The organism is Catonella sp. (assembly GCF_057250765.1).
Genome location: NZ_DBHIEC010000001.1, coordinates 1 through 17,013, shown reverse-complemented (window position 1 = coordinate 17,013; position 17,013 = coordinate 1). Strand labels below are relative to the sequence as shown.

General features: G+C 40.9%; 16 protein-coding genes. 14 read left to right on the top strand and 2 right to left on the bottom strand.

Features of this window, described 5'->3' with window-relative positions; all coding sequences use genetic code 11:
- The first annotated feature begins 42 nt into the window (after nt 1-42).
- The 4 genes from ACO6HM_RS00080 (at nt 43) to ACO6HM_RS00065 (ending at nt 6,958) form a co-directional block, all read left to right on the top strand.
- Nucleotides 43-1,389, top strand: a complete 1,347-nt coding sequence (locus ACO6HM_RS00080; protein ID WP_485389185.1) for a carbohydrate ABC transporter permease — start codon at nt 43-45, stop codon at nt 1,387-1,389.
- Entirely contained in the window at nt 1,389-2,258 is an 870-nt protein-coding gene (locus ACO6HM_RS00075) for a sugar ABC transporter permease (RefSeq protein ID WP_485389184.1), read from the top strand. Before ACO6HM_RS00080 ends, ACO6HM_RS00075 begins: the two co-directional genes overlap by 1 nt.
- Nucleotides 2,259-2,476: 218 nt before the next feature.
- Nucleotides 2,477-4,621: a methyl-accepting chemotaxis protein gene (locus ACO6HM_RS00070; protein ID WP_485389183.1), complete on the top strand. Its 2,145-nt coding sequence runs from the start codon at nt 2,477-2,479 to the stop codon at nt 4,619-4,621.
- Between the two features lie 192 nt (nt 4,622-4,813).
- The gene (locus ACO6HM_RS00065; protein WP_485389182.1) at nt 4,814-6,958 is read left to right on the top strand and encodes a methyl-accepting chemotaxis protein; all 2,145 of its coding nucleotides are present in this window, start codon (nt 4,814-4,816) and stop codon (nt 6,956-6,958) included.
- Nucleotides 6,959-7,186: 228 nt separating this feature from the next.
- Here the strand turns inward: ACO6HM_RS00065 and ACO6HM_RS00060 are convergent, their stop codons facing one another.
- Both ACO6HM_RS00060 and ACO6HM_RS00055 read right to left on the bottom strand, forming a co-directional pair.
- Nucleotides 7,187-8,335, bottom strand: a complete 1,149-nt coding sequence (locus ACO6HM_RS00060) for a sensor histidine kinase (protein WP_485389181.1) — start codon at nt 8,333-8,335, stop codon at nt 7,187-7,189.
- Nucleotides 8,332-9,009 carry a response regulator transcription factor gene (locus ACO6HM_RS00055; protein ID WP_485389180.1) on the bottom strand — a complete coding sequence of 226 codons (678 nt, stop codon included), beginning with the start codon at nt 9,007-9,009 and terminating at the stop codon, nt 8,332-8,334. Before ACO6HM_RS00055 ends, ACO6HM_RS00060 begins: the two co-directional genes overlap by 4 nt.
- A 394-nt stretch (nt 9,010-9,403) precedes the next feature.
- Between ACO6HM_RS00055 and ACO6HM_RS00050 the strand changes: the two genes are divergently transcribed.
- From ACO6HM_RS00050 to ACO6HM_RS00005, 10 genes are all read left to right on the top strand, one after another.
- Nucleotides 9,404-9,568, top strand: coding sequence for a CD1871A family CXXC motif-containing protein (locus tag ACO6HM_RS00050; protein ID WP_208429460.1), 165 nt, complete (start codon nt 9,404-9,406; stop codon nt 9,566-9,568).
- Between the two features lie 26 nt (nt 9,569-9,594).
- Nucleotides 9,595-10,536: a 4Fe-4S binding protein gene (locus tag ACO6HM_RS00045; protein ID WP_485389179.1), complete on the top strand. Its 942-nt coding sequence runs from the start codon at nt 9,595-9,597 to the stop codon at nt 10,534-10,536.
- A gap of 8 nt (nt 10,537-10,544) precedes the next feature.
- The gene (locus ACO6HM_RS00040) at nt 10,545-11,441 is read left to right on the top strand and encodes a TlpA family protein disulfide reductase (RefSeq protein ID WP_485389178.1); all 897 of its coding nucleotides are present in this window, start codon (nt 10,545-10,547) and stop codon (nt 11,439-11,441) included.
- Nucleotides 11,442-11,620: 179 nt separating this feature from the next.
- Nucleotides 11,621-11,899: a type II toxin-antitoxin system RelB/DinJ family antitoxin gene (locus ACO6HM_RS00035; RefSeq protein WP_485389177.1), complete on the top strand. Its 279-nt coding sequence runs from the start codon at nt 11,621-11,623 to the stop codon at nt 11,897-11,899.
- Complete coding sequence (locus tag ACO6HM_RS00030; protein WP_485389176.1) at nt 11,889-12,080, top strand: type II toxin-antitoxin system Phd/YefM family antitoxin; 192 nt, start codon at nt 11,889-11,891, stop codon at nt 12,078-12,080. The genes ACO6HM_RS00035 and ACO6HM_RS00030 overlap by 11 nt, the downstream gene beginning before the upstream one ends.
- 30 nt (nt 12,081-12,110) lie before the next feature.
- Nucleotides 12,111-14,006 carry a tRNA uridine-5-carboxymethylaminomethyl(34) synthesis enzyme MnmG gene (mnmG, locus tag ACO6HM_RS00025; RefSeq protein WP_485389175.1) on the top strand — a complete coding sequence of 632 codons (1,896 nt, stop codon included), beginning with the start codon at nt 12,111-12,113 and terminating at the stop codon, nt 14,004-14,006.
- A complete protein-coding gene (locus ACO6HM_RS00020) occupies nt 13,987-14,202 on the top strand; it encodes a DUF896 domain-containing protein (protein ID WP_485389174.1) in 216 nt (71 codons plus the stop codon). Before mnmG ends, ACO6HM_RS00020 begins: the two co-directional genes overlap by 20 nt.
- Complete coding sequence (locus ACO6HM_RS00015) at nt 14,195-14,839, top strand: HAD hydrolase-like protein (protein ID WP_485389173.1); 645 nt, start codon at nt 14,195-14,197, stop codon at nt 14,837-14,839. The genes ACO6HM_RS00020 and ACO6HM_RS00015 overlap by 8 nt, the downstream gene beginning before the upstream one ends.
- Before the next feature lie 148 nt (nt 14,840-14,987).
- Nucleotides 14,988-16,349, top strand: a complete 1,362-nt coding sequence (locus ACO6HM_RS00010) for an NCS2 family permease (RefSeq protein ID WP_485389172.1) — start codon at nt 14,988-14,990, stop codon at nt 16,347-16,349.
- Nucleotides 16,350-16,828: 479 nt separating this feature from the next.
- Nucleotides 16,829-17,013 (top strand): AlbA family DNA-binding domain-containing protein (locus ACO6HM_RS00005; RefSeq protein WP_485389171.1); only part of this gene is annotated, 185 nt, incomplete at its 3' end.

The following is a 17,013-nucleotide window of genomic DNA, read 5'->3' as shown; positions in this document are numbered from 1 at the left end:
GAAACCATTTACACGAAAATAACAGATGTGTGGGGATAAAACATGGAAGATGTGAAATTCTTTAAGGCACTAGCGAAAGGCGATATTTTCACCAAGCTCTCCCTTGTTATACTGGGACTTGGCAATCTGGTACGCGGGCAGATAATTAAGGGGCTTATGTTCTTGGGACTGGAAGCTGCCTATATATTCTATCTGATTAACACCGGTATCTATGATCTTGGAAGATTTATTACTCTTGGCGGCAATCCTCAGGAGGAAGTATGGAACGAAAAGAAGCAGATATATGAATATACTGCCGGCGACAATACTGTACTTATGCTTCTTTATGGTATATTTGTTATAGTTATTACCCTGTTTTTCATAGTTGTTGTAGTATCTGCGGTAAAGAGTTCTTATGAAGCTGAGCTTAGAAAGAAGGCAGGAAAGAAGCCTCTAAGCTTTGTAGAAGATGTAAAGAATCTTTTTGATAAGGACTTACACAAGCTGCTTATGACACCTCCGTTTATCGGAATTGTGTTATTTACCATCATGCCTCTTATTTACATGATAAGCATGGCATTTACAAGCTATTCGGTGAAGGGAGACCATTTGGTACTCTTTAACTGGGTAGGGCTTGACAACTTTAAGGATGTGCTTACTCTCGGAAGTGAAGTAGGTAAGTCGTTCTGGGGAGTTTTAATTTGGACAGTCGTGTGGGCGGTGTTTGCTACCACACTTAACTATATACTGGGTATGATTTTAGGTCTCATCATAAACAGAAAGGGTACTAAATTTAAGGGGTTCTGGAGGTTCTGCTTTATATTATCTATAGCAGTGCCACAGTTTGTTTCTCTTATGATAATGAGAACCATGCTTCAGCCAAAGGGTGACGTTAATCTTTTACTTAGGGCACTTGGCATACTTGGTGAGGGTAAGTACCTTCCTTTCTTTGAGAATGCAACCTGGGCAAGAATCACAGTTATCGTAATCAACCTTTGGGTAGGTATTCCATATACGCTTTTACAGGTAACAGGAATCCTGCAGAATATTCCTGAGGAGCTTTATGAGGCTGCAAGGGTGGACGGTGCCAATACGGTGACCATATTCTGGAAGATAACCCTTCCTTACATGCTCTTTGTAACAACACCTTATCTTATTACACAGTTTACAGGTAATATCAATAACTTCAACGTTATCTACCTGCTCTCAGGAGGTGCTCCTGTAGATGTCGGTGATACTGCCGGTAAGACAGACCTTCTTATCACCTGGCTGTATAAGCTTACGGTTGATAAGCAGTACTTCAATACAGGTGCGGTTATAGGTATTATAACCTTCATCATACTTTCTGTAGTGGCACTCATAACCTACCACAGAAGTGGATCTTATAAGAATGAGGAGGCGTTCAAATAATGGATAATAAAGTAAAAATGTCATCTTCATATAGGGCTCGTCAGGTAATGACCAATGTATTTGTACATATATTTTTGGCTGTGCTTGCTGCAATATGGGTACTTCCTGTAGTATGGGTTGTACTTAAGAGTCTTACGCCTAAGGACAGTTCGGGTATATTCCCGGATAAGCTAAGCTTTGAGAACTACACAAAGCTTTTCACTGATACGGCCATACTGAACTTCCCTAAGATGTTTATGAACACCTTTATAATTGCAGTTTTTTCCTGCCTTGTATCAACAGTATTTGTGCTTTGTGTAAGCTACTGTCTTTCAAGGCTTCGTTTCAAGGCAAGAAAGCCTTTTATGAACATGGCTATGATACTCGGGCTCTTCCCGGGAATTATGGCTATTGTGGCTGTGTACTATATCATCAAGTCACTTGGGCTTTCACAGGGACCTATGATTAGAGTTGCTCTTGTACTTATATACTCAGCCAGTGCGGGACTGGGCTTCTACATAGCTAAGGGCTTCTTTGATACAGTGCCTAAGGCACTTGATGAGGCTGCCATGATAGATGGTGCTACCAAATGGGAGGTATTTACCAAGGTAACCATTCCTCTGTCAAAGCCTGTTATTGTGTTTACCGTGCTTACAGCCTTCATTGCACCTTGGGTAGACTTCATTGCTGCAAAGGTTATCTGTAGGGCAGAAGCTGATTACTTTACAGTTTCTATCGGACTTTGGCAGATGCTTAGCAAGGAGTATATCATTAACTGGTATACAAGATTTGCTGCAGGAGCAGTTTGTATCTCTATCCCTATAGCTGTCCTCTTCATTTACTTACAGAAGTTCTATGTAAATGGAATGGGTGGAGCCGTAAAGGGCTAATGCAAAAAAGTGAAATGTTTTTTATCTATAATCTACTATGAGTTCTGTCTTTCGTGATATTTAGGCAGAATTATAAAAGCCATGACTTATCATAATATGATGAGTTGTGGCTTTTTTGTAATTTTTTATAAAATTTTATTAATGCTATTATTTATTTTTACGAAATATCCGATATAAATTGTGGTCAGATAAACGACAATAATCATGGAGGGAAAGTCATGAAGATGAAGAACAATGTAGCGAAGAACGGAAACGCCAGGGTGAAGAGCGTAGGAACGACGATAAGCATTATTATTTCGATTTTACTTATTATCACACTTGGTGCAAAGACAGCAATTGATGCGGCAAGAAGCTATAACTCCGCCATAAGTTCAAACAAGGAGCTTCAGTATGAACGTACAAGGAAGCTAGGAAAGCAGCTTGAACAGAGGTTTAACTCTGTTTACTACACTGCTAAAACTATTGAGGATTCAGTAGATGCATTGATGAAAAACACAACTGCGGAAGAAAGAAAAAGAAAAATCATATCTGATATGGTTGGAGAAACCATCGCAAGCAACGCAGATATAGGTGGACTTGGAGTGTTCTTTGAGCCTGATGCTTTTGATGGAAAGGATGCGCAGAATAAGACTTCTGACAATGAAGAAGGACTTATGCAGTCTTATTTTAGCAGGGACGCAGGAGGAAGCTTTAAGGAAAGCAAAATAAAGGGCTACAGGAATTCAAGCTGGTACACCGAGATAATGAAAACGGGTAAAGCACTTATTACACAGCCTTTTAAGGATGGAGACAATATAGTAACTACATACGGAATACCTATAACCGAGGATGGAAAGCTAATCGGAGCAGTTGCAGCAGACATCTATGTGACCGAACTGTCTAAGGAGCTTGCAGAAGACCCTAACAACAGTGAGGACAATTTTACTGTTCTTGTATCTGATGAGGGACTTGTGACTGCGCATTCCTTGGATGATAGCCTTATACTTAAAGATATAACCGATGATCCTGAGGTTAAGTCAAGGATTGAAAATGCACAGCAGAATAAGGAATCCGAGCTTGAGAAAGTTTCCGTAACTACAGGGAAAAATTCTTTGATTATATATGTTCCGGTAGCTGTAGAAGGAACTTCAGAATACTGGGTATTTGAATCTGTTATCAGTATGAGCACAATGACAGCAGACGCAGTTAACACAGCTGTACTTAGTGTGATTATCAACATAGTGCTTATTATAGTGATTGCACTTGTTATAATGATTCTCTTAAGAAGGATGGTTTCTCTGCCTCTTAAGGTGGTTAGCAGTGCACTTGGTAAGCTGGCTGACTATAACCTCAATCTGGATGCAGAGAGAGCAGAGAATGCTAAGTATGACAAGAGTGGTAATGAGATAGCAGGACTTATACTAAGTCTTAGGAAGCTTAACCAGAACCTTATTAGTATAGTATCAAATATTAATTCACATGCGCAAAATACCGCTGCTACTGCTGAGGAGCTTACAGCTACGGCTCAGTCTACATCAGACGCAGCAGGAGAAGTTGCTACAGCAGTTACCAACATAGCTGATGGTGCAACCAGCCAGGCAGAAGACACACAGGCTGCCGCTGCCTCTGTAGAAACTGCCAACAGACTCCTAAGCGGCATGATGGTTACCTTAGAAGAGCTGGGTACTGCTACTGATACAATTGACAGATGTAAGAATGACGGAAATGAAACTCTTAAAGACCTTGTACAGCTAACAGATGAGAACCAAAAGATATCAGATAAGGTTAGTACAGTTATATCTGAGACAAGCGAGGCAACTGTGAAGATATCAAATGCATCTGAGATGATTCAGTCTATCTCAGACCAGACCAACCTTCTCGCACTTAATGCTGCCATTGAGGCGGCAAGGGCAGGTGAGGCAGGAAAGGGCTTTGCGGTTGTTGCTGATGAGATCAGGAAGCTTGCGGAGCAGAGTGCCGGCTTTACAGCTGAGATAAGAGCCGTAATTGATGAGCTTAAGACCAAGGCTGAATCTGCCGTAACCATGATGGAGCAGTCCAACGAAATGGTTGTAAAACAAAGTGAGAAAGTAGCAGAAACAAGCGAAAAGTTTGAGGAAATATCAAAGGCGGTTGAGAACAGTAAGAACATCGTGGCAGAGATAAATTCATCTTCAAAGACCATTGAGACTGAGAACCAGAATGTAACCAAGATGGTTGAAAACCTCTCAGCAATTGCTGAGGAGAATGCAGCTACATCAGAAGAAGCATCTGCATCAGTGGATACTCAGGTTCAGTCTATAGGAGATATATCTGCAGCAAGTGAAAATCTTGCACATATAGCGACTGAGCTTCAGGATGAAGTAGCTAGATTTACGTTCTAAAAATAAATACACGACTAAAAGGTCTTTTAATATACTTTGTAGATTAAAAGGCCTTTTTTGGCAAGTAAAGGCTTTTGTAATTAGATTGTTTTGTTAAATTAATAACTCACATTAATTTTTTTAATTAATCATCCGATATTAATCATGGTAAAAAAACGACAATAATCATGTTTAACTATGGAGGGGCAAACCATGAAAATGAAACATAATTTTGCAAAGGACGGAAATGCCAAGGTCAAAAGCGTAGGCATGAGGATAAGCATTATCATTTCGATTTTGCTCATTATCACTCTTGGAGCAAAGACCGCTTTTGATACGGTAAGAAGCTATAATTTGGCTATCAGTACAAACAAAGATCATAAATATGAAGAAACCAGAAAGCTTGCTAAGCAGCTTGAGCAGAAATTTATATCTGCATATTACTCAGCGAGGACAACAGAAGGTGCAGTATCTACAATGATGAAGAATATACCGGTTGATCAGAGGAAGAGAGTGTTTATATCCAATTTAGTTGAAAGCATGCTTGAAGGTAATATGGATATTGGAGGATGTGGAGTATTTTTTGAGCCAAATGCCTTCGATGGTAAAGATGCACAGAATATAACACCTGAAAACAAGGATGGACTCTTCCAATCATACTACCTAAGGGAAGCGAATGGCAATGTTAAAGAGACATTGATTGATGCCTATAGGGAATCAACCTGGTATAATGAAATTATGGATGCCGGCACAGCAGTTATTACCCAGCCTTATAAGGAGGGTGAAAATATAATGACTACTTACGGCTTACCTATAAAGATGGATGGGAAAATAATTGGAGCTGTAACAGCAGATATCTTTGTTACAGAACTTTCAAAAGAACTGGCAGAAGATCCAAGCAACAGTGAGGATGATTTTACCGCACTTTTATCTAATGAGGGAAAAACAGTGGCGCACTCATTGGACGAAAGCTTAATACTGAAAGAGTCTTCAGTTGATTCTACAGTAAAGCAACATGTAGATACAGCTCAGCAGAATAAAGAATCTGAAGTTGAGCGTGTATCAGCTTACACCGGTAAGGATTCGTTGATTATGTACATTCCTGTTGCCATAGAGGGAACGGATGAATATTGGGTATTTGAAACAGTTATCAGTGTAAAGAAGATGACACAGGATGCCGTAAATAGTGCAATTCTCAGTGTGGTTGTAAACTTGATATTAATAATTATCATAGCAGTGCTCATTTTCATGCTTTTAAGAAGGAAGGTATCCCTTCCTCTAAAGGTTGTAAGCAGTGCTTTGGCTAAGCTTGCAGACTATAACCTCAATCTGGATGCAGAAAGAGCAGAAAATGCAAAGTACGACAAGAGCGGAGATGAGATAGCAAGCCTGATACTTAGCCTCAGAAAACTTAATCAGAATCTTATAGGCATTGTTTCAAACATCAATTCTTATGCGCAAAATACTGCGGCTACAGCTGAGGAGCTGACAGCTACAACACAGGCTACATCTGATGCAGCAGGAGAAGTTGCTACAGCAGTTACCAACATAGCTGACGGGGCAACCAGTCAGGCAGAAGATACGCAGGCAGCGGCAACCTCTGTTGAGACTGCCAACAGGCTTCTTGATGGTATGATGGAGACGTTGGAAGAGCTTGATGAGGCAACAGATACAATTGACAGATGTAAGAATGACGGCAATGAAACACTTAAAGACCTTGTTGAACTTACAGATGAAAACCGTAAGATATCAGATAATGTTAGCGCTGTTATATTTGAGACAAGTGAAGCCACAGAGAAGATATCCAATGCTTCCGAGATGATTCAGTCTATCTCAGACCAGACCAACCTCCTTGCCTTAAATGCAGCTATTGAAGCAGCAAGGGCAGGTGAGGCAGGAAAGGGCTTTGCGGTTGTTGCTGATGAGATCAGGAAGCTTGCGGAGCAGAGTGCCGGCTTTACAGCTGAGATAAGAGCCGTAATTGATGAGCTTAAGACCAAGGCTGAATCTGCCGTAACCATGATGGAGCAGTCCAACGAAATGGTTGTAAAACAAAGTGAGAAAGTAGCAGAAACAAGCGAAAAGTTTGAGGAAATATCAAAGGCGGTTGAGAATAGTAAGAACATCGTGGCAGAGATAAATACATCTTCAAAGACCATTGCCGAAGAGAATAAGAATGTAACTAAGATGGTTGAAAATCTATCAGCCATTGCCGAAGAGAATGCGGCTACAAGTGAAGAGGCATCTGCAGCAGTGGATACTCAGGTTCAGTCTATAGGAGATATATCTGCCGCAAGTGAAAATCTTGCACATATAGCAACTGAGCTTCAGGATGAGGTAGCCAGATTTACTTTCTAAAGACGGATGATACATGAATGGAACAGTTAACTGTTTACTTGACGGAAAAAGGACGTATTTCCTTTGAACTATAATCGTTTAATATGCGATAAAAGGGGATGTCACATCAGATAAAATAATTACATCACATAGCTGATTATAAGCTGGAATTGATGTAAGAGATATTTATCATAGATGTGGCATCCTCTTACTTTTTACTGACTTGGGAACTAACGTGATTTTCCACAGCTAATTATTATTTTTACTTAGTGAAAGCTCTATACTGCTTCCTCTTTCAGAACTCTCTATAACCCTTACATCACCGCCATGCCTTACTGCGATTTCCTTTACGAGGGCAAGTCCCAGTCCTGCTCCGCCCATAGAACGGCTTCGGGATTTGTCAACTCTGAAAAAAGGCTCAAAGATTTTATCCCAGTCTTCTTTTGCTATTCCGCTTCCCGTGTCTGTAATAATCACCTTTGCAAAGCTATCATCTTCAGCTATGGCTACAGATACCGTACCGCCTTCTTTGTTGTACTTAATTGCATTTTCAATAAGATTGTAAATTGCCCTGTATACAAGGGTATCGCTGCCTGTAAGCCTTGCCTCGCCGTCCTCTTGAATAAGGCTTATATGCTTTTTATCAGCTACAGCCACCAGGTCACAGATGACCTCTTCGCTAATCTCAGAAAGAGAGATGCTGTCACTTTTAGGAGCTGACTGAAGTTCAGTCATTTCAAGCAGGATGTCAATTACGTGTGAGAGGCGGTCAGTCTGGTTTCTTGCCATATTGATGGCTTCTTTATAGTCTGCTTCATCGGGATTTTTATTTTTTTCAAAGACCTCAAACTTGGTACTCATTACCGTAAGCGGGGTTCTAAGCTCGTGAGCGGCATTTGCAGAGAACTGTCTTTGGGTGGCAAAGGTCTCCTCAAGCCTGAGGAGAAGTCTGTTAAAGGCAAGCGTAAGCCTTTCTATCTCTGTAGAATTACTTTTCGACAGTATGGGTTCTTTTAGGTTCTTTGCCTGAATATCCTCTATCTGTGAGGTAAGCTCCCTTAGAGGATAAAGTGCATAGCCCACTATGAGATACATAAGAAAGCTTACTGTAAGGGTTATAATTAGTGTAATTGCAAGACTTTTTATCCAGAATTCAATCTGCGTGTTTTTAACTGTATCTGCAACTACGGACTTAGGGTTAAGGACCACCTTAATCTCGTCAGAATTAGTTGTAGGGATATCGGTATTAGGGAGTATGGCTATAGCTGAATTGCCGATTTCATCCATATAAAGTATGGCAGAACGGCTTATAAAAAAGCTGATAGCAAGGCAGGCGGTAACTACCATAAAGGCTGTCATAAGGGTAAGCTTCCACCTGAGAGACAGATGCTTCTTCATTCTCCGCCTCCTCCTATCACATAGCCTTGGCCTACTCTATTGGTAATAGGGTCGTATCCGAGGGCTGTTCTTATCTTCTTTCTAAGTGCACTGATGTGAACCCTGATTGAGTTACTGAAGCTATCCACACTGCTATCCCATACATGCTCTATAAGCTCCTCCTGACTTACAGGGCGCCCCTGGTGCAGTATAAGGTATTCAAGGATGGCAAGCTCTTTTCTGGTAAGTGTCAGTTCTAAGCTTTTTGCAAAGGCAGTACGAGTCTTAGTATTTAATGATATTTCACCACATTCAAGCACTATATTGTTTTGAACGGTTCGTCTTCTTGTAAGGCTCCTAACCCTTGCCTCAAGCTCTTCAAAGTGAAAGGGCTTACATAAATAGTCGTTTGCGCCGCTGTCAAGCCCCTCTATTTTATCGTTTAGCCCGCCTCTTGCAGAGAGGATGAGGACATTTGTCTCATTATCACTAGCACGCATATTTCTAAGTATGTCTAAGCCGTCCATCCCCGGCAGATTTAAGTCAAGGATAATAAGGTCATAGCTATCGGTAGAGATTATCTCCATGGCTTCCTCTCCGTCAAAAGCTGTATCTACCTCATAGCCATCAAGTCTAAGTCCCTTTGCAATGGACTCGCAAAGAGCCTTTTCATCTTCAACAACCAACAGTCTCACGTTGTCACTTCCTTTACAATTAGTTTAGTTTTGTTTATCATATCATAAGGGAAATAAAATTTCTATTAAGAAGAATTAACTCACTTTAATTATAAAGAAATGATTTGGAATCTGCCATAGGAGGTCTGAACAAAAAAGTATGTAAAAAATTAAAAATAACTTTTTTTCTTAACAGAAATTTTATACAGGCTGTGTTATACTTAGCTTCGTCATTTGTAGCACCGGCACCAAAGAGACCAGTCTTGTTTGCTCTCCCCCTTTTGCAATCTAAGTATTCTCTTTGGTGCCAGTACAGGTGATGTGGTGCCAGAAATAATAAATTCTAACGCAGGTGCAATCAGGTTTTTATGGTTTTGATACTGCACAAATTAATAACAGGAAAGAGGTTTATAAAATGGGGAATTTCACATTTAAGACTAACAAAAAGAAGTTAGTGGCTCAGGTGGCTTTACTTGTAGTTTCGATAGCATTTATAGCATTTGGGGCATACCGGGGAGAGGCTCAAACTGTACTTACCAAAGCAATCAACCTATGTCTTGAGTGCGTGGGTATAGGTTAATTATAGTAAGAAAGGATGGAGCTAAGGTGGAAAAGAAGGTAACTAACAATAAAAAGAAGGGCTCTGTTAAAGATTTCCTTAAAAGCAGGACAATGGTACAGATAATAGCAACCCTATTAACTAATATTCATCTTCCTAACTTTTTTAAGGGAACCTTGTATCAGGGCAAAGGGAAAATAGCCTGTGTGCCGGGACTTAACTGCTACTCCTGTCCGGGAGCAACAGGTGCCTGTCCTATAGGCTCATTTCAGGCGGTGGTAGGCTCGAGGGATTTTAGCCTTACTTACTATATTACGGGAATTATGATATTTTTCGGTGTTATGCTAGGTAGATTTATCTGTGGCTTCCTCTGTCCATTTGGACTGTTTCAGGATTTGCTTCACAAGATACCGTCAAAGAAGTTTAGTACCAAGAAGCTAAAGGCACTGACTTATCTGAAATACATCATTTTGCTTGTTGCGGTCATCATACTTCCTACATTCTTAAATAATGCAGCGGGGATATCTTCACCGTATTTTTGCAAGTACATCTGTCCGCAGGGCATACTTGAAGGAGGCATTCCTCTGTCAATAGCAAGTCCTGCCATCAGAGCAACGCTTGGCAAGCTCTTCCTATGGAAGCTTAGCATACTCATCCTTGTGATTGTACTAAGTGTGCTTGTATATCGTCCGTTTTGTAAGTGGATATGCCCTCTTGGAGCCTTTTATGCTCTGTTTAACAAGGTGTCACTCCTTCACTACAATGTGGACTTTAATAAGTGCGTATCCTGTGGAAAATGTGCAAGAACCTGTAAGATGGATGTGGATATCACAAAGAATGATGCCCATATGGAATGTATCCGTTGCGGTGAATGTGTAAAGGTCTGTCCTACCAAGGCTATCAGCGTGAATTGGGGACCTGAGAAGATGAAGATTCTCGAAAGAGCGCGTGAGCTTAATAAGAATAAAGCAGTAAAAAATGTGAACTAAGGAGAAGAATGATGAAAACAAAAAAGACAATTAAGAAGATTATTCCTGTATTTTTAGTAGCAGCTATGCTTGCTGCATCTGTGACAGCCTGTGGAAATAAGGGCGGCGGTAACGCTAACGCTTCAGGCAGCAATATGACCCAAGGAAGCAAGACCATGACTGCTGAAAAATTCCCGAGCTTTAAGGGTAAGGACTTTGACGGCAATGATGTAGACGAAAGCCTTTTTAGTAAGAACGAGGCGACCCTTGTCAACTTCTGGTTCAATGGCTGCTCTGCCTGTGTAAATGAGATGCCTGCACTTGAAAAATTTAGCAAGAAGCTAAAAGAACAGGGGGCTGAGCTTGTAGGTATCAATGCAGGTACAGCAAGTGATGAAAAAGGGCTTGCGGAGGCGAAGGACATCCTTTCTAAGCAGGGAGTAACCTATAGGAATCTAATTCTTCCTAATGACCACGAGTATGTGAGGACTATATTTACTTTCCCAACGACTGTTATAGTGGACAAGCAGGGCAATATAATCGGCGACCCTATCGTAGGCGCAATTGAGGATGAGAAGAAACAGGCAGAGATACTTAAGGTAATAGAGGAGATAAAGGCAGGAAACGGCGTTACAGCAAAGGTTACATCAGACGAGAACACAGCTGCTGCAGATCCTGCCGCAGCACTTTATGAAGAAGAGAATAAGATATTTGCTGAGAATTCGGACACTTGGAATAAGCTCTTTTCTAAAATAAAGAAGGATGAAGCTGAGAAGAATGCTTCAAAGCCGTATGCAGAGTTCCTACAGGAGCAGTTCGAGGCTGCAAAGGCTGACTTTACTGAGGATGAGAGCAAGGTAATCAAAGAGGGACTTACTAAGATTGCTGAGATTGAGAAGAAGATTGAGGAGTTAAGGAAGAAGTAAAGAAGAAACAAGATAATATGGACTAACATAATAGTTGGGGCAGGGTTTCCGAGTTGTATGGAGGCCTTGCCCCTTATTTTTTATAGCAGGGGAGGTGACAATCAAGTGGTTTTGCAGAGTGTTGACATTGTTTGCAAATTTCATATATAATAATTCTGCTTGCTGGAAAGGAGAGTAGTATGGCAACAACGAATATTAATGTTCGAGTTGATGCATCGCTGAAAAAGGACGCCGAAAAGTTGTTTAATGAACTGGGATTGAATATGTCATCAGCTATTACGATGTTTCTTAAAAGTGCTGTAAGCTATGAAGGTATTCCGTTTGAGATAAAAAGAATTAGGCCAAATGCAGAGACTAAAGCTGCACTAGATGAATACCTGAATATGAAGGATAAAACAAAATACAGGCGCTATGAAAGCTTTGATGATGTAATAGGAGATGCACTTAATGAAGCTTAATATACTTGTTTCGGGAAAAAATAACCAGAATGAAACTTCGATGTCAGAGCCAGAATATAATAATATAATGAAAGCTAAGAGAAATGCAGAGTACCTTACCGTGCTAGACAAGTCCATGGCAGAAGCAGAAGCAGGGAAATTTATTATGAAGTCCTTGGAAGAGCTGGGAGAACTTGAATAAGTATATACACTGCATAGATTTGAGGATAATATGATTTGTAATGACTTTGAAATAATAGTAATAGGAGCGGGACATGCGGGATGTGAGGCGGCACTGGCGGCAGCAAGGCTTGGTAAAAGGGTGCTTGTCTTTACCGTAAGCGTAGACAGTATAGCCCTCATGCCCTGTAACCCCAATATAGGAGGCACTTCCAAGGGGCATTTGGTAAAAGAAGTAGATGCTCTCGGTGGAGAAATGGGTAAAAATATAGACAAGACCTATATCCAGTCCAAGATGCTTAATAAGTCAAAAGGTCCTGCGGTTCACAGCCTTAGGGCACAGGCTGACAAACAGGCTTATTCCCTTGAAATGCGTAAGGTAATGGAAAATACACCAAACCTTACCATAAAACAGGCTGAGGTGGCTGAGATTCTGGTTGAAGAGGGTAGGGTAACAGGTGTTAAGACGTATTCAGGTGCGGTGTATACTGCTAAGGCAGTTATTCTCTGTACGGGAACTTACCTAAAGGCCCGCTGCATATACGGAGATGTGAGTGAATACACAGGACCTAACGGACTGTCAGCCTCTACACATTTGACGGATTCCCTGCTTAGCTTGGGTATGAAGTTAAGGAGATTTAAGACTGGTACTCCTGCCAGAGTAGACAAGCGAACTATAGATTTCTCCAAAATGGAAGTGCAAAATGGAGATGAAAAGGTAGTTCCATTTTCATTTTTAAACGAAGGAAAAGATATAAGCAGGGTGCAGATTCCCTGTCATCTAACCTATACCAATGAAGAGACTCATAGGATAATAAGGGAGAATATCGAGCGTTCACCCCTTTACGGTGGTGTAATAGAGGGAGTAGGTCCAAGATACTGTCCGTCCATAGAGGACAAGGTAATGAGATTTGCCGATAAAGAGAGGCACCAGATATTTGTAGAGCCTGAGGGCGAGTACACCAATGAAATGTATGTTGACGGTATGAGCTCATCTATGCCGGAGGATGTACAGGTAGCTATGTACAGGACAATCCCGGGACTTGAGAATGTTCACATAGTTAGAAATGCCTATGCAATAGAGTATGACTGCGTAGATGCAACCACCCTGAAGGAAAGTCTTGAGACAAAGGTGGCGGAGGGATTGTATGCGGCAGGGCAGTTTAACGGAAGCTCGGGCTATGAGGAGGCTGCGGCTCAGGGACTTATCGCAGGTATCAATGCGGTGAGAAAGCTTGATGGCAAGGAACCGCTTATACTTAAGCGTTCAGATGCCTATATCGGAGTGCTTATCGATGATTTGGTGACCAAGCACACCAAAGAGCCTTATAGGATGATGACTTCAAGAGCTGAGTACAGATTGCTTCTAAGGCAGGACAATGCTGACCTAAGACTTACTAAAATAGGCTACGAGGTAGGGCTTATTTCAAAGGAAAGATATGAGAGCCTCCTACAGAAAGAGGCTCAGATTGAAGAGGAAATAAAGCGTCTGAAGTCAAAAACCATAGGTGGAAAGAAAGAGGTAAATGATTTCCTTACAGAAAACGGAAGTACGCCTCTTCTTGGTGCAGTTACCCTTGCAGACCTGATAAAGAGGCCTGAGCTAAGCTACGAGATTCTGGCTGCAATCGATGATGAAAGGCCTGAGCTTTCAGAGGCAGTAGGGGAACAGGTAAATATCAATATAAAGTATGAGGGCTATATTGAGAGAGAGAACAGACAGGTTGAACAGTTTAAGAAGATGGAAAAACGCCTCATTCCTGAGGATATAGAGTATGAGAATATAGACAATATCAGGTTAGAAGCCAGGCAGAAGCTTGCCGAAATAAGACCGCTCTCAGTAGGTCAGGCGAGCCGTATATCGGGCGTATCTCCATCTGATATAGCAGTGCTTTTGGTTTATATAGAACAATTTTTAAGGAGTAAAAATGGGAATAACAGAGAATGATATTAAAAGAATAAATGAACTCTACAACAAGTCTAAGGCAGAAGGACTCAGCGATGAAGAAAAGGCTGAGCAGAAGAAGCTTAGGGAGGACTATGTTGCAGCCATAAAGGGCAATATTAGGAGTCAGCTTGAGAACATAAAAGTAGTTGATGAAAATGGTAACGAGGTAGACATTAAAAGGAGAAAAGATGTATAAATATTTGATGTTTGATTTGGATGGAACCTTAGTAGAATCAGGTGACGGTATAGTAGCCTCTGCAAAACACGCTCTTAGTACTATGGGCTGGGAACAGCTTTCTGAGGAGGAATACAGGAAGTTTATAGGACCACCGCTTTTTGACTCATTTACCAAGTTCTGTGGAATGAATCCTGAGGAGGCTGACAGGGCTATAGCGATATATAGAGAGCACTATGAGTCAGCAGGGTATCTTATTGCACCGTTGTATGAAGGGGTCAAGGATATGCTTGATGAGCTTAAGGATAAGGGACATACTATGATGGTAGTTACCTCCAAGCCTGCTCCTATAGCTGAGAAGATAATAAAAAAGCATGGACTGGATAAGTATTTTGTAAATCTTACCGGGCCATCTCACGAGGAAAAGACTGTGCACAAGGATGTGATGATTAAGCGGGCCTTTGAAAAGAATGGAATTACCGATCCTAAGTCTGCGGTTATGATAGGTGATAGGAAGTTTGATATAGAGGCTGCTAATAAGAACGGTGTTGACTCTATTGCGGTGATGTATGGCTACGGCAATAGAGAAGAGTTTGAGAGGCATGGGGCTACGCATATAGTGGAGAAGTGTGGGGACATACCGGGTGTCGTTCGATAAGTTATATTAGTAAAAGATATAAAAAGGGGTTTGCATGCCCCTTTTTATTGTGTTATATTATACCTTGTCGTATTATCTGAATATGGTGTCTGTTTTAATTGCCAAACTACCAGCCCATATTTATATCTAACAAAACAAGGAGGCTAAGATGGAAGAGTTTTTCAAATTGAGGGAAAGAGGAACCAGTGTTAAGGTTGAGACTATGGCAGGTATTACAACCTTTATGACAATGGCGTACATTCTCGCCGTAAACCCAAATGTACTTGGTAAGGCGGGAATGGATCAGGGAGCGGTCTTTACAGCGACAGCGCTTGCTTCTGCAATTGCATCGTTTTGTATGGCCTTATTTGCCAATCTTCCTTTTGTTCTTTCAGCAGGAATGGGACTGAATGCCTATTTTGCGTATTCAGTAGTTTTGGGTATGGGATATACCTGGCAGCAGGCTTTGACAGCAGTATTTGTTGAAGGCCTCGTATTTGTGGTGCTTTCGCTAACCAATGTTCGTGAAGCTATATTCAATGCAATACCGAATACGCTCAAGGTAGCTGTGTCTGTAGGTATTGGTTTGTTCATATGTTTTATAGGCCTTCAGAACTCTAAGATAGTAGTTGACGGTGCTACTCTTGTAACCCTCTTTTCTTTCAAGGGCTCAATAGCAGACGGTACATTTAACTCAGCAGGAATCTCAGTTATTCTGGCGCTTTGTGGCATCTTACTTATGACCTATCTTTTATTTAAGAATGTAAAGGGCTCCATTCTTATCGGAATGGTAGTGCTCTGGGTAGTAGGTATGATTCTTCAGGCCGTAGGCATCTATGTACCTAATCCTGAGGCAGGATACTATAGCCTGTTCCCATCAGGGGTATTTGCTATGCCTGCATCACTTGCACCTACCTTTGGACAGCTTGATTTTTCATTTATAAAGACAGCAGACTTCTTCGTAGTTATGTTTGCCTTCCTTTTCGTAGATGTATTTGATACCCTTGGAACACTTATAGGCTGTGCTTCTAAGGCGAATATGCTCGATGAAAAGGGTGAGCTCAAGGGAATAAAGGGAGCTTTGCTTGCAGACTCAATCGGAACTATAGTTGGGGCAGTACTTGGTACTTCTACTATTACTACGTTTGTAGAATCATCATCAGGTATTTCAGAGGGGGGAAGAACAGGTCTTACATCTATAGTGTCAGGACTTCTTTTCTTAGTAGCACTTTTCTTCTCACCTGTATTCCTTGCAATACCTTCATTTGCTACAGCGCCTGCCCTTATAGTGGTTGGTTTCCTTATGCTTCAGCAGGTAACAAAGATTGACTGGAATTCAGACCTCCTTGAGGCGGTTCCTGCTTATATCTGCATCTTCGCTATGCCATTTATGTACTCTATCTCAGAAGGTATCGCTTTCGGCGTTATCTCATATGTAGTACTTAACCTTGTTGGCGGAAGAGCTAAGAAGATTACACCTCTTATGTATATACTTGCAGTGCTCTTTGTAGCTAAGTATGTATTGTTGTAATCGCTGTGTTTGTAAAAAATAGGATTACCATAGCTTTTATATTCTTTGAGATGAGCTTTGGTATATCTAAATAACAGGATGTCATTGATATTGTACATTCATATAGTAAAAACCTCTGGAAAGTCAGAAAGTGACTTGTCAGAGGTTTTTTGCTCATGTGACAGGAAATTTATCCGAAATTACCTGTCACATAAAAATCTCTCCGAGGAATCGCACTGCGGCGGATGAATAGATGTCGCGGCTGCAACCCGCCACAGGCGGTGAATCCTGCGAAGCAGGATTCTTTCTTGAGATATTGAAAATGAGATAAAAGAGGCTGTTATGACATATAGCAAGTAAGTAGGGACTAATTTCAGAGTAGAAAAAATATCTTAAAAGTGCTATAATCTTTTGTAGTTAATAGAGATAGAGTTGAAATTCAAAATTCCAATGTTTTTATCGAAGAAAACATTAAGAAGTAAAGGTGGTGAAATGACTATATGACGATAGATGAAATAAAGAAGTTAATTCAAGTCGGAGAAAAGATAGATGTCGAATTTAAAGAATCAAAAAATGCTTTAACCAAAGATGTCTTTGATACAGTATGCTCTTTCAACAATAGAAATGGCGGACATATTTTACTTGGTGTAAATGATAAAAGAGAGATTGTTGGTGTTAGTAAAGA

Bases quoted from the DNA above. Each gene is read 5' to 3' on its own strand.
- ACO6HM_RS00080 (WP_485389185.1), top strand. From the start codon at position 43: ATGGAAGATGTGAAATTCTTTAAGGCACTAGCGAAAGGCGATATTTTC.
- ACO6HM_RS00075 (WP_485389184.1), top strand. From the start codon at position 1,389: ATGGATAATAAAGTAAAAATGTCATCTTCATATAGGGCTCGTCAGGTA.
- ACO6HM_RS00070 (WP_485389183.1), top strand. From the start codon at position 2,477: ATGAAGATGAAGAACAATGTAGCGAAGAACGGAAACGCCAGGGTGAAG.
- ACO6HM_RS00065 (WP_485389182.1), top strand. From the start codon at position 4,814: ATGAAAATGAAACATAATTTTGCAAAGGACGGAAATGCCAAGGTCAAA.
- ACO6HM_RS00060 (WP_485389181.1), bottom strand. From the start codon at position 8,335: ATGAAGAAGCATCTGTCTCTCAGGTGGAAGCTTACCCTTATGACAGCC.
- ACO6HM_RS00050 (WP_208429460.1), top strand. From the start codon at position 9,404: ATGGGGAATTTCACATTTAAGACTAACAAAAAGAAGTTAGTGGCTCAG.
- ACO6HM_RS00040 (WP_485389178.1), top strand. From the start codon at position 10,545: ATGATGAAAACAAAAAAGACAATTAAGAAGATTATTCCTGTATTTTTA.
- ACO6HM_RS00035 (WP_485389177.1), top strand. From the start codon at position 11,621: ATGGCAACAACGAATATTAATGTTCGAGTTGATGCATCGCTGAAAAAG.
- ACO6HM_RS00030 (WP_485389176.1), top strand. From the start codon at position 11,889: ATGAAGCTTAATATACTTGTTTCGGGAAAAAATAACCAGAATGAAACT.
- mnmG (WP_485389175.1), top strand. From the start codon at position 12,111: ATGATTTGTAATGACTTTGAAATAATAGTAATAGGAGCGGGACATGCG.
- ACO6HM_RS00020 (WP_485389174.1), top strand. From the start codon at position 13,987: ATGGGAATAACAGAGAATGATATTAAAAGAATAAATGAACTCTACAAC.
- ACO6HM_RS00015 (WP_485389173.1), top strand. From the start codon at position 14,195: ATGTATAAATATTTGATGTTTGATTTGGATGGAACCTTAGTAGAATCA.
- ACO6HM_RS00010 (WP_485389172.1), top strand. From the start codon at position 14,988: ATGGAAGAGTTTTTCAAATTGAGGGAAAGAGGAACCAGTGTTAAGGTT.